Source organism: Streptomyces swartbergensis, assembly GCF_002148965.1.
Lineage (GTDB): Bacteria > Actinomycetota > Actinomycetes > Streptomycetales > Streptomycetaceae > Streptomyces > Streptomyces swartbergensis.
In genome coordinates this window covers 1-12721 of the sequence record NZ_NGFN01000259.1, presented here as the reverse complement: position 1 = coordinate 12721, position 12721 = coordinate 1, and the positions used below count along the sequence as shown (strand labels likewise).

Sequence of the window (12721 nt, the reverse complement as noted above, 5' to 3'; positions counted from 1 at the left end):
GGTGATGAGGGGGCAGAGCATCTGCCAGACGGAGATGTCGAAGGTGACCGGGGCGTTGTGCACCACGACGTCGTCGGCTGTGAGGTGCAGGTCGTCGACCTTGGCGAGCAGGTGGTTGACCATGCCCGCGCGGTGGACCATCGCGCCTTTGGGGCGTCCGGTGGAGCCGGAGGTGAAGATGATGTAGGCGAGGTCGTCGCCGTCCCCGGCGGGCGTGGCGAGTTCGGTGTCGGTGGCTGCGTCCCAGGCGAGCACGGCCGGTGTGGTCGAGGCGGCGGCGAGCAGTTGGGTGGCGGTCTTGTCCAGTGCGGGTCCGACGTACAGGGCGTCGGGGCGGGAGTCGTCCAGGAGTGTGGCGGTTCGGGCCAGGGGTGCTCGCAGGTCGAGGGGTACCCAGGCGGCTCCGGCGCCGAGTACGGCGAGGATGCCGGTCACGAAGGGGATGCCGGGCTCGCAGAGCATCGCCACCCGAGAGCCGGGGCGTATCCCGGCCGCGACCAGACGGCGGCTCAGCGCCGAGGCCAGGGCCACCAGTTCGGCGTAGGTGGCCGTCCCGTTCGGGTCCTGCACCGCGRGCCGGTCCGGGTACGCGGCGGCGTGCGCCCGCACCCGCTCCACCACCCCGGTGTAGGTCTCGTCGACCGTCGTGGCCGCCCAGCCCGCCCGCACCGCCGCCGACTCCTCCGGCAGCAGGACGTCGAGCCGGTCGACACGCGCGTCGGGACCCGCCTCGGCGAGCGTCCCCAGCCAGGCGAACAGCCGGCGCTGGTGCAGGTCCAGCTCCTCCGGCGTGTAGCGCGAGGGGTTGGCGTCGAGGCGGACCGCGTACCCCTCCTCGGCCGCGTCGAGATAGATGATCTGCATGTCCTCGACCGGGCCGGTCGACAGGTTGTGCAGCAGACCGGTGCACGCGCCGAACGCGTAGTCGAAGCCCGACTCCAGGACGTTGACGGTCGGGCCGAGCGAACGGCCCGCGTCCCCGGCGAAGCCGAGGTCGCGGCGGATCCGGTCGCCCCGGTAGTTCTGGTGCCGCAGCGTGGCGCGCAGTTCGCCCGCGCTGTCGCGCAGGAAGTCCGCGACCGTACGGCCGGGCAGCACCCGCACCGGGTGCGGCACGAAGTTGGCGCGCATCCCCGGGACCGCGCGGGCGGCCGCCGTGGCGCGGGCCGGCACCGCGAGGGTGAGCAGGGCGCGGTCCACGCCGGCGGCCCGCTGCACGTAGGCGCCGGTCGCGGCGATCAGCAGCGTCTGCCAGGTGACGCGGGCGTCCCAGGCCAGCGACCGCAGCCGCTCGACCGTCCCGGCGGGCAGCACGGCGTCGCACCGCAGCGAGCTGCGGGCGGGACCGCCGGGGCGCGGCGAGAGGCTCACCGGCTCCGGCTGCTCCTCGAAGCGGCCGCGCCAGAACGCCTGTTCCTTCAGGTACTTGGGCGTCTCGGCGTAGGCGGCCTCGTCGTCGGTGAGCGTGCGCGGGTCGGGGAACGCGCCCTCGGCCTCCGGGTCCGCGTACAGCGCGGCGAGCCGGTCGTAGATGAGGACGCGGCTGAAGCCGTCGACCAGGATGTGGTTGACCCGTATGTAGAACAGCAGGTGCTCCGGGCCGAGCCGCAGCAGGACCGACCGCAGCGTGCCCGCGGTCAGGTCCGGCGGCACGAGCAGGTCCTGCCGCATGAACGCCTCCGCGGCGTCGCGCGGCCGCGGCTCCCCGGACAGGTCGAGCGTCTCGACGGGGAAGTCCCCGGCGTCGGCGAGCTCCTGGAGCGGCTCGCCGTCCTGCTCGGTGAACAGGGCGCGGAGGGTGCCGGCCTCCCGCAGCACCCCCTGCCACGCGGCCGTGAACCGGGCGGTGTCCAGGGGACCGCGCAGCTCCAGGAAGTCGCCCATGGTGAAGACGGGGTTGCCCGGGTCGGCCTGCTGCCCGTACCACATCTCGCGCTGAGCGGCGGAGAGCGGCAGCTGCCGGGCGGGAGGTGTGGGGGTCATGACTGCGTTGCTCCCGTGGGAAGTTCGGTCGGTTCGATGCCGTACACCTCGCGCACCCAGCTCGGCTGGTAGACGGTGTCCAGATAGCGCTCGCCGAGGTCCGGGGCGATCGCGACCGCCGTGCCGTTCTCGCCAGGACGGTTGTCGGCGAGCCAGCGCAGCGCACCGCTCACCACGGTCCCGGTGGAGCCGCCGAAGAGGAATCCGCCGCGGGCCAGGGCGTGGCAGGCGCTCACGGTGTCGGCCTCGGGGACGTGCACCACGTCGTCGATCAACGAAGTGTCGAGGAGCGCGGGGCGCACGCCCGCACCGAGTCCGGGGATCATGCGCGGACCGGCCGGGCCGCCGAAGGTGACGGAGCCGACGCTGTCGACCGCGACGACCGTCACCGGCCGCGGCCGCTCCTTGAAGTAGCGGGCGCAGCCCATCAGCGTGCCGGTGGTGCCGGTGCCGATGAACAGCAGCTCCAGATCGGGGAACTGCTTCTCGATCTGCGGGGCCGTGGAGCGGTAGTGCGCCCGCCAGTTGTCCGGGTTGGCGTGCTGGTTCAGCCACACCACCCGCGGGTCGCCGGCGAGCAGCGTCCGGACGTACGCGAGCCGGGCCGCCAGGAACCCGCCCTCCTCGGCCGGCTTCGTGACGGTGTGCACCTCGCTGCCGAGCGCCTCGATGAGCTTGCGCGTCGCGACGTTGGTCCGCGAGTCGACCACGCAGATGAAGTGGTAGCCCTTGGCCGCGGCGATCACGCTGAGCGCGACCCCGAGGTTGCCGGACGACGACTCCACCAGCGTCGAGCCCTTGGTGAGCACACCGCTGCGCTCGGCCGCCTCGATCATGCTCGCGGCGGCCTTGAGCTTGATCGAACCGGCGAAGTTGAAGCCCTCACATTTGAGGTGCAGTGGGTATCCGTACAACGTTTGGAGATCCACGTAGAGATCTTCGGTGTTGAATTCGTGCGGAGCCGAGATGACCGGCATGATTCCCCCAGGAAGACAAGTGCTATCGCGTTGCCGAAATGCGGTACACGCGCAGGCTGAGAGGTATGAGAACGGCGACGAGCACTCCGATGCTGATCGCCGAGACGAGCACCGCGTTTTCCACGGGGAAACTTCCCGATGTGACGGCCCCGGTGTTTCCCCACAATTGCCGGCAGGCCTCGGAGACCGCGCTGACCGGATTCCACTCGGCGAGTGTCTGCAGCCAGCCAGGAAGTCCGGAAAGCGGCATGAACGAGCTGGAGAGGAAGGAGAACAGGACCAGGAGCAGGGCGGCGATGCCGCTGATCGCCTCCAGGTTGCGCATCACCATGCCGAGGAGCGCGCCGACCCAGAGCATGGCGTAGGCGAAGCCGAGCAGCAGCAGGAAGCCGGTGACGTTCTCGACGAACGAGCCGTGCACCCGCCAACCGACGGCGAGGCCGGTCACCGCGACGAGCGCGATGCTCAGGGCCGCGGCGGCGAGGTCGGCGAGCGTGTGGCTGACCAGGACGGTGGCCCGGCCCATCGGCAGCGAGCGGAACCGGTCGATCAGGCCCTTGCCGAGGTCGCCGGCCACACCGATCGCGGTGATGCCGATGCAGGAGAGTCCGACCTGGGCGAAGACTCCGGCCATGATGTACTCGCGGTAGCTGCCGCCGGTGTTCTTCACCTCGACGACGGTCGCGAAGAGATAGCCCAGGATCACCACCATCGCGACGGGCGTGAGCGCCACGCCGATGATCTTCTCCGGGGTGCGCCGCAGATGGCGCAGGTGCCGGCCGGTGAGGGCCGCGACGTCACCGCCGTGGGCAAGCACCGAACTCATAGGGACGCCTCCGCCTTCGCTGCGTCGGGGTGGGCCGGCGCGCCCGTGAGCTCGCCGGTCAGATGGAAGAACACGTCGTCGAGCGAGGGGCGCCGTAGCGCGAACTCCTTGACGGTGACGCCCGCGTACTCGAGCGCGGTCGCGGCGGACGCCAGCGCGCCCATGCCGTCCGGCAGTTGCACGTGGACGGTGCGCTGCCGCTCGTCCAGCTGCGGCGGGCTCACCGCGAGCGGCGCCAGCACGGCGGCGGCCTGCGCGAGCCCGGGCGCGTCGGTGACGGCCACCTCCAGGCGCTCGCCCCCGACCTTGCGCTTGAGCTCGTCGGAGGTGCCCTCGGCGATCACCCGGCCCCGGTCGACGACCAGGATCCGGTCCGCGAGGAAGTCCGCCTCCTCCAGGTACTGCGTGGTCAGCAGGACGGTGACGCCCTGGTCGACCTGGTCCTGCACCATCCGCCACAGCGTGGCCCGGCTGGCCGGGTCGAGGCCGGTGGTGGGCTCGTCAAGGAAGAGCACCTCGGGCGAGGCGATCAGACTGACGGCCAGGTCGAGGCGGCGCCGCATGCCACCCGAGTACTCCTTGGCGGGCTTGTCGGCGGCGGCCACCAGCTCGAACTGCGCCAGCAGTTCGGCGGCCCGGACGGCGGCGCCCTTGCGGCCGAGCCGCAGCAGCCGGCCGAGCAGCACGAGGTTCTCGCGCCCGGTCAGCAGCTCGTCGACGGCGGCGTACTGTCCGGCGAGACCGATCCGGCGACGCACCTCGCGCCGCTGCCGCACGATGTCGAAGCCCGCGACGCGAGCCGTGCCGGCATCGGGTTCGAGCAGGGTGGCGAGCGTGCGGACCGTGGTGGTCTTGCCCGCTCCGTTGGGCCCGAGCAGGCCGAGCACGGTGCCCGCTTCGACCGACAGGTCCACGCCGTCCAGGGCGCGGTGGCCGCCGTACTGCTTCGTCAGGCCGGCCGCCTCGATCGCGGTGTTCACGGAATTCCCCCTTTTCACGCCTCAGGTGAATTGATTGGCTGGTTGTGCACTGGGATTTGCATCGGTGAGGGTGGGTAAATGTAGGGCGGGGTTCCGGGTGAATGGATCACGGTCGGCGGACACATCGCGGTCCACGCTGTCCGGACAACTCCCGACGAGAAGGAACCTAACCGGCGTCATGGCCGGATCGCGCCGTTCCCGCTGGCCACAGGCTGTCGCTGCAACATGCTGCAGACCCCGCCCCCGGCCGGCTGGCAGGATGCTGCAGCGGCATCCAACTGACATAAGGAAAAGGGGGGATGCAGGCCACGGATATCTACAGTGAGAGACGTCGCTCATCAAGGGTCCCCCGCTGACGTCCCACTGGGAGAGGTAATGGCAAGGCAACGAAATCTGGCGGCTTCACTGGGCGCGTGGAGCGCCCGGCACCGCAAGACCGCACTTTTCGGATGGCTCTTCGCCGTCATCGCGCTCACGGTCCTCGGCGGCATGGCGGGGCAGAAGAGCCTGACCGAGGCCGACTACGGCACCGGGGAGTCGGGACGCGCCGCCCGGGTCCTCGTCGACGCCGGCATCAAGACCCCGGCGCCCGAGATGGTCCTCGTCCACAGCGGCGACCTCACCGCCGGGGACCCCGAGTTCAAGAAGGCCGTCGCCGACGCCATCGCCGCCGTGGACGGCACCGGCCTCGCGCAGAACATCGGCGACCCGTACAAGACCGGCGCGGTCTCCGAGGACAAGCACGACGCGCTGATCCAGTTCGCGGTGAAGGGCGACCCGGACACGGCCGCCGACCGCATCCAGCCCGTCGTCGACGCGCTGGCCGAGGCCGACGAGGCCCACCCCGGCGTCACGCTCGGCCAGTACGGCGCCGCCAGCGGCCTCAAGGGCATCAACGACTCCCTCGGCGAGGACTTCACCCGCGCCGAGTTCACCGCCGTGCCCCTCGCCCTCGGCATCCTGCTCGTCGTGTTCGGCGCGCTCCTCGCCGCCGTCCTGCCGCTGCTCCTCGCCATCACCGCGTGCGTCGCCGCCATGGGCCTGCTCGCGCTCTCCAGCCAGCTCGTCCCGGTCGACGCCATGACCAACTCGGTGCTGCTCCTGATGGGCCTCGCCGTCGGCGTCGACTACTGCCTCTTCTACATCCGCCGCGAGCGCGAGGAGCGCGCCGCCGGCCGCGACAAGCAGAGCGCGCTGCGCATCGCCGCCGCGACCTCCGGCCGCTCGGTGCTGATCTCCGGCATCACCGTGGCCGTCGCCATGGCCGGCATGTTCTTCTCCGGTCTCACGGTCTTCGAGGGCTTCGCCATCGCCACCATCGAGGTCGTCCTCATCGCGGTGCTCGGCTCCATGACGGTGCTGCCCGCCGTGATGGCGATGCTCGGCGACAAGATCGACGCCGGCCGGATCCCGGGCCTGCGCCGCAAGGCGGTCGTCCGTACCGCGGGCGAGAAGCCGGGCCGGCTGCTCGGCGCGGTCCTGAAGGCGCCCGCCGTCTTCGCCGTCCTCGGCATCGCGTTCCTCCTCGCCCTCGCCTCGCCGGCGCTGTCCATGAAGACCGAGAAGCTCGGCTTCGACCAGTTGCTGCCCGCCGACAACGTCACCGCCGAGACCGCCCAGCGGATCGAGAGCGTCTTCCCCGGCGCCCCGGCACCGGCCCAGATCGTCTTCAAGACCGCGGATGTCACCTCCACCGAGGCCACCGGCGCCATCGCCGGCTTCAAGGAGCGCGCCCTCGCCTCCGGCCACGTCAAGAACCCCATCGAGGTGACCGTCCACGAGGACAAGGACATCGCGGTCATCAGCGCGCCGCTCGCCGGCGACGGCCGCAACGCCACCTCCGTCCGCGCCCTGGAGGAGCTCCGCGGCGACATCATCCCCGCCACCCTGAAGAAGGACGCGGCCGACCAGGCGCTGGTCGGCGGTGACCTCGCCTTCTCGACCGACTACAACGACCGGCTCAAGTCGTCGATCGTGCCCGTCTTCGCCTTCGTGATGGGCGTCAGCTTCCTGCTGATGCTGCTCTGCTTCCGCTCCCCGGTCATCGCCATCACCTCGATCGTCCTCAACCTCCTGTCCGTGGTCGCCGCCTACGGCGTGATGACCGCGGTCTTCCAGAAGGGCTGGGGCGACGAGCTGGTCGGCACGACGGCCGTCGGCGCCATCGAGTCCTGGATGCCGCTCTTCGTCTTCGTCGTCCTCTTCGGCCTGTCGATGGACTACCACGTCTTCGTGGTCTCCCGGATCCGCGAGGCCTACGACCAGGGCATCGGCAACCGCGCCGCCGTCGCCCACGGCATCCGCTCCACCGCCGGGGTCGTCACCAGCGCCGGACTCATCATGGTCGCCGTCTTCGCGGTCTTCGGCACCCTGTCCATGCAGGACTTCAAGCAGCTCGGCGTCGGCCTCGCCGTCGCGGTCCTGCTCGACGCCACCCTCGTGCGCGCCGTCCTGCTGCCCGCCGTCATGGCCCTGCTCGGCGGGTCCAACTGGTGGCTGCCCTCCTGGCTGAAGTGGCTCCCCGAGCTCTCGCACGGCGAGGAGGCGCCGGCCCCGGCGCCGAAGCACGCCGAGCCCTCCGCGCACCAGCGGAGCGCGTCGGCCGAGCACACCCTCACGGGCCGCTGAGCGACGGCGGCCGGCACCCTCCCCATCCGTTCACGATCTCAAGGATCCTTCTCCATGTACGAGTTCAGCGTCGTCGGCGGCAAGAGCGCGCGGGAGATCATCTCGGCCTCCCGCCACGACATCGTCGACGTCGTCCGCGACACCTACCTCGCCCACCACGCGGGCGACTCGGTGAACCCCGACAGCTACTTCCTCCGCTTCCCCGAGAAGCCCGACGCCCGCATCATCGCGCTCCCCGCGCACCTGGGCGCCGGCGCCGACGTCTCCGGCATCAAGTGGATCAGCAGCTTCCCCGCCAACATCGAGCGCGGCATACCGCGCGCCTCGGCRGCCCTGCTGCTSAACGACTACGMSACSGGMTACCCCTTCGCCTGCCTGGAGGCGTCGCAGATCAGCGCCGCCCGCACGGCCGCCTCCGCGGTCCTCGCCGCGGAGCGGCTGACCGGCGGGCGCACCGCCGGCAAGCTGACCGTCRTCGGSGCGGGCRTCATCGCCCGCAACATCCTSGAGTTCTTCGCGTCCCGCGACTGGCAGGTCGGCTCCGTCACGGTCCACGACAAGAACGAGGAGTACGGCGCCGCGCTCGCCGCCCACGCGACGGACGCCCTCGGCTACCCGGCCGGCACCGAGACCGACCTCTCCGCGGCCCTCACCGGCGCCGACGTGGTCGTCCTCGCCACCACCGCCGCCGAGCCGTACATCACCGACCCGAGCGCCTTCGCGCCCGGCCAGGTCGTCCTCAACATCTCGCTGCGGGACATCGGCCCGGAGCTGATCGAGGGCGCGTACAACATCCTCGACGACGTCGAGCACTGCCTGAAGGCCAACACCTCGCCGCACCTCGCGGAGCAGAAGTACGGCGACCGGCACTTCGTCACCGGCACGCTCGCCCAGTTCATCCAGGGCGAGGTGACCACCGGCGACGACAAGCCGGTCATCTTCTCGCCGTTCGGCCTCGGCGTCCTCGACCTCGCGGTCGGCCTGCACGTCTTCCGCGCGGCGCGCGCGGCGGGCGAGGCCGTGGAGATCGCGGACTTCTTCGGCGAGACCAGCCGCTGGTAGTCCGTCACCACCCCCACGCACGACGGGGCCCGGGCAGGTTCTCCCGCCCGGGCCCTCCCGTGTCCCACGAAGGAGCGATCGTGACCACCCCTCGACCTGGCCAAGGCCGCGTCCGCACAGTCCCGTCCGGTCGGCGGCGCCCGGCACTCGCGATCGCACGCACCGGACGCCGCCGACCCTGCCCCGACGGGCAGCCGACGCTCCTTCCCGGACACGGCCTTTCCGGACACGGCCTTCCCGGACCCGGCCTGCCCGCCGCGGCACTAGCCCACCAGCCGGTACGAGGCGGCCACCCCGAGGAAGACCAGCGCGGCCAGCGTGCTGCACGTGTAGTGCACCCGGCCGGTCACCCGCCACCAGCGCCGCCGCCAGGAGAGGAAGGCGCACACGGCCATGGCACCCGTGGTCGCCAGCGCGATGCCGGTCAGCGCGGGGACCGCGGTCAGCAGCGGCGAATCGCCCACGATGATCGTGCGGTTGAGGGCGTTGGGATCGGCGGACAGCAGCAGGAAGCAGAGCGTCGCCGCGGTGATCAGCGCACCCGAGGTCCACATCAGCAGCTTGGCGGCGCGTGCCCCGGCCGGCGTGCCCGGCGAGCGGCGGCGCACCAGGGCGAGCACCGGCAGCGCGAGCACCGTCGGGACGAGCAAGGCCAGCGAGCCGAGCAGCGCCTGCTGGTGCAGTGCGGGGGAGAGGTACCAGGGCAGCCGCTCGTACGAGACGGAGGCGTCGGAGGCGACCGAGAGGCGCCCGTCGCGGAAGGCGATCCGGTCCTGGCCGCCCCGCTCCTGGAAGAGCCCCGGGCTCAGCTGCACCCAGTGCCGCTCGGTCACTTTGGGGTTGCGGGACAGCCCGGTCGTGGTCAGGGTCGCGCCCTCGCCCGCGCTCACCCGGACCGAGCCGATCAGGGCGCTGACCCGGGTCAGCTCCGAGGAGCTGGTGCGCGTCGAGCGGTACTCGCCCTCGTACGGCGTGACGTCGGCCTGCGAGGTGGAGCGGCGGGCGCCGGCGGCGGTGCCGAAGTGGTCGGCGAAGCGGTCCACGACCTCCTGCCCCGCATAGGCGGCGACGCCGTTCTCGCCGTCGCCGTTGTAGACGACGTACACCGCCGCGTCCCGGGCCGGGAGCAGCGCCAGGTTGCCGTGGAAGCCGGGCAGGTCGCCGTCCTTGACCAGCATCCGCTGCCCGTCGCGGACGCGCTCCTCCAGGATGTAGCCGAGGCCGGGCAGCCGGTCGTCGTTCCCGAACTGCCGCTTCAGCAGGGCGTCGGCCGAGCGCTCGGTCAGCACCGGACCGCCGCCGTCGAGCAGCGCGCCCAGCAGCCGGCCCATGTCGGCCGCCGTGGTGACCGCGCCCGCGCCGGTCGGGGACCAGTCGCCGTACTGCCCGTCCTGGACCCGCTGGTGGCCGCCCGCCGGGCGGTGGCCGCGGGCGAGGTCCGCCGCGATCGCGGGGGAGTGCGGCTGCGCGAAGCTCGTCCGCGTCATCCCGAGCGGCCGCAGCACCGACCGGTCCAGGTACCTGGCGAACGGGGTGTGCGTCACCGTCTCGACCAGGTAACCGGCCAGCGCCACACCGTAGTTGTCGTAGCTGGCGACCTCACCCGGCGGACGCACCCGGCGCGGCTGGTGCGCGGCGAGGCTCTCGCCGAGCGGGCGCACGTCCTCGGGCCGGGTGGCGGCGCGCCCGATGATGCTGTTGTCGAAGCCCGCCGTGTGCGTGAGGAGATCGCGTACCGTCACGGGGCGCCCCGGATACGTGTCCTTCACCTTGAAGGTCGTGAGGTAGCGGTTGACGTCGGCCGACAGGTCGAGGCGACCGCGCTCGACCTGCTGCAGGACCGCGACGGCCGTGAACAGTTTGGCGTCGGAGGCCAGGAAGAACCCGGTGCGCCGCGGGTCCACCGGCGTCCCCGCGGCGGCGTCGGCGACGCCGTACCCCTTGGTGAGGACCGGCCGGCCGTGCTCGACGACCACCACCGACGCGCCGGGGATCCGGTAGTCGGCGAGCTGCCGGCGCACGAGCGCGTCGACGGCTCCGGGGAGACCGGCCGACCCGGAGGCCGCGGGAAGTTCGGACGCGGCGCGGGTCTCCGTCCGGGCCGCCGGCGTCGCGGCGGCGGTGCCGGCGCCGCCCGCCAGGAGCAGCGGCACGCAGAGCGGGAGGAGCAGGTGCCGCAGTCGCTGTCGCAGTCGCATCGTCATGGATACAGCCAACTCGTCACGACGAGGACGAGACAGCCACCTCGGTGGCGTTCCAGGGGGGACCTAGGTACACCGTCGATGACGGGACGCACGTCCCCTGCGCACGGCCTCCGCATGGAGAAGACTCAGGGCATCATCACGGCAAGGAGCCGTGCACAGAGGGGAATGGGACGACCATGAACAACTTAAACATCCGCGCCGGCCTTCCCGCCGTCGGCAAGGGACTGCCCGTACTCGGTCTCGCGATCGCGGAGCTCGTCCTCTTCTGCCTCTTCGTGACGGCGGTCTCGCTCATCGGTATCGGCCTGGGCATCCTGCTCGTCCCGGCGCTCGCCGTGGCCGTGCGGTCCGTGACCAACGCCTCCCGCAGGACCGCGGAGCGCTGGTCGGGCCGCGCGATCGAGGAGCCGTACCTCCCCGCCCCCGCCGCCGCGCCGGGCCTCAAGGGCCAGTGGCAGCGCACCCACTGGGTCCTCACCGACCCGGCGACCTGGCGCGACCTGGCCTGGATGCTGGTCAACCCGGTGGCCGGCGTGGTCGTCGCCCTGATGCCCCTCGCCCTCGTCGTCGGCGGGATCGGCGGCATCCTGATGCCCGCGATCTACCGCCCCATCGCCGACGCCGGCACCAACTACTACCTGTGGGTCGAGATCAGCGACCTGACCTCCGCCTGGTACTGCGCCGCCCTCGGCGTCGTCGTCCTCGCCGCCGGTCTCGCCACCGGCCCGGCCCTGCTGCGCGCCCACGCCTCCCTCGCCCGCACCCTGCTCGCCCCCACCCGCACCGTCCAGCGTGTCCGCCGCCTCACCGACAGCCGCAGTGACGCCGTCAGCAGCTCCGCGGCCGAACTGCGCCGTATCGAGCGGGACCTGCACGACGGGGCGCAGGCCCGCCTGGTGGCCCTCGGCATGAACCTCGGGGTCGCCGAGCAGCTCCTCAGCAAGGACCCGGAGGCCGTCCGCACCATCCTGGCCGACACCCGCAAGGCCTCCGCCACGGCCCTGACCGAGCTGCGCGACCTCGTCCGCGGCATCCACCCGCCGGTGCTCGCCGACCGCGGCCTCGCCGACGCGGTGCGCGCCCTCGCCATGGACAGCCCGCTCGACGTCACCGTCAACGCCGACCTGCCCGGCCGCCCCGAGGCGCCCGTCGAGTCCGCCATGTACTTCGCGGTCGCCGAGGCCCTCGCCAACGCCGCCAAGCACGCCGCACCGGACACCGTGAGCATCGACCTCTGGTACGAGGGTGGCGCGCTGCGCGGCCAGGTCATCGACGACGGCCGGGGCGGCGCCGATCCCTCGCGCGGCACCGGGCTGCGCGGCATCGAGCGCCGGCTCGCCGCCTTCGACGGCATCCTCGCCATCAACAGCAAGCCGGGCGGACCGACCACCCTCACCATGGAGCTGCCGTGCGCGTTGTCCTAGCCGAAGACCTCTTCCTGCTGCGGGACGGACTCGTCCGCCTCCTGGAGTCCTACGACTTCGAGGTGGTCGCCGCCGTCGACACCGGGCCAGGACTGCTCCAGGCCCTCCTCGAACACAAGCCGGACGTCGCCGTCGTCGACGTCCGGCTTCCGCCGACGTTCACGGACGAGGGCCTGCGGGCCGCCCTGGAGGCCCGGCGCCAAATCCCCGGCCTGCCGGTCCTGGTCCTCTCCCAGTACGTGGAGCAGCTCTACGCCCGCGAACTCCTCGCCGACGGCAGCGGGGGCATCGGCTACCTCCTCAAGGACCGGGTCTTCGACCCCGACGGCTTCGTGGACGCGGTGCGCCGTGTCGCGTCCGGCGGCACCGCGATGGACCCCGACGTCGTCGCCAAGCTCTTCGCCAAGGAGTACCACCGGGACGGCCCGCTCTCCCGCCTCACCCCGCGCGAGCGCGAGGTCCTCGGCCTGATGGCCGAGGGCCGCTCGAACGCCGCGATCGCCCAGGAGCTGGTGATCACCGAACGCGCGGTGATCAAGCACACGTCCAACATCTTCACCAAGCTCGACCTGCCCCCCTCGGAGGCCGACAACCGCAGGGTCCTCGCGGTCCTCGCGTACCTCAAGTGAGGCGCCCC

At 72.0% G+C, this 12721-nt stretch carries 9 protein-coding genes; 4 read left to right on the top strand and 5 right to left on the bottom strand.

Translation table 11 applies throughout. The features are described from left to right. The 4 genes from CA983_RS31365 to CA983_RS31350 all read right to left on the bottom strand — a co-directional run. Window positions 1-1983: condensation domain-containing protein (locus CA983_RS31365; RefSeq protein ID WP_143645597.1), on the bottom strand; the 1983-nt coding region annotated here is incomplete at its 3' end. Then, window positions 1980-2960, bottom strand: a complete 981-nt coding sequence (gene sbnA, locus CA983_RS31360) for a 2,3-diaminopropionate biosynthesis protein SbnA (RefSeq protein WP_086604191.1) — start codon at window positions 2958-2960, stop codon at window positions 1980-1982. The genes sbnA and CA983_RS31365, both read right to left, overlap by 4 nt. Before the next feature lie 22 nt (window positions 2961-2982). Then, a complete protein-coding gene (locus CA983_RS31355) occupies window positions 2983-3786 on the bottom strand; it encodes an ABC transporter permease (protein ID WP_086604190.1) in 804 nt (267 codons plus the stop codon). Then, window positions 3783-4766, bottom strand: coding sequence for an ATP-binding cassette domain-containing protein (locus CA983_RS31350; protein WP_086604189.1), 984 nt, complete (start codon window positions 4764-4766; stop codon window positions 3783-3785). The genes CA983_RS31355 and CA983_RS31350 overlap by 4 nt, the downstream gene beginning before the upstream one ends. 375 nt (window positions 4767-5141) lie before the next feature. Between CA983_RS31350 and CA983_RS31345 the strand changes: the two genes are divergently transcribed. Then, the gene (locus CA983_RS31345; protein ID WP_086604188.1) at window positions 5142-7394 is read left to right on the top strand and encodes an MMPL family transporter; all 2253 of its coding nucleotides are present in this window, start codon (window positions 5142-5144) and stop codon (window positions 7392-7394) included. 54 nt (window positions 7395-7448) lie between these two features. Further along, on the top strand, window positions 7449-8456 hold the full coding sequence (gene sbnB, locus CA983_RS31340) for a 2,3-diaminopropionate biosynthesis protein SbnB (protein ID WP_086604187.1): 1008 nt from the start codon (window positions 7449-7451) through the stop codon (window positions 8454-8456). Between the two features lie 263 nt (window positions 8457-8719). Here sbnB and CA983_RS31335 read toward each other — a convergent pair whose 3' ends face one another. Next, entirely contained in the window at window positions 8720-10660 is a 1941-nt protein-coding gene (locus tag CA983_RS31335) for a serine hydrolase domain-containing protein (RefSeq protein ID WP_086604186.1), read from the bottom strand. Between the two features lie 176 nt (window positions 10661-10836). Between CA983_RS31335 and CA983_RS31330 the strand changes: the two genes are divergently transcribed. Together CA983_RS31330 and CA983_RS31325 are read left to right on the top strand one after the other, a co-directional pair. Then, window positions 10837-12084, top strand: coding sequence for a sensor histidine kinase (locus CA983_RS31330; protein WP_086604185.1), 1248 nt, complete (start codon window positions 10837-10839; stop codon window positions 12082-12084). Further along, window positions 12069-12713: a LuxR C-terminal-related transcriptional regulator gene (locus tag CA983_RS31325; protein WP_086604184.1), complete on the top strand. Its 645-nt coding sequence runs from the start codon at window positions 12069-12071 to the stop codon at window positions 12711-12713. Before CA983_RS31330 ends, CA983_RS31325 begins: the two co-directional genes overlap by 16 nt. The last annotated feature ends 8 nt before the right edge of the window (window positions 12714-12721 follow it).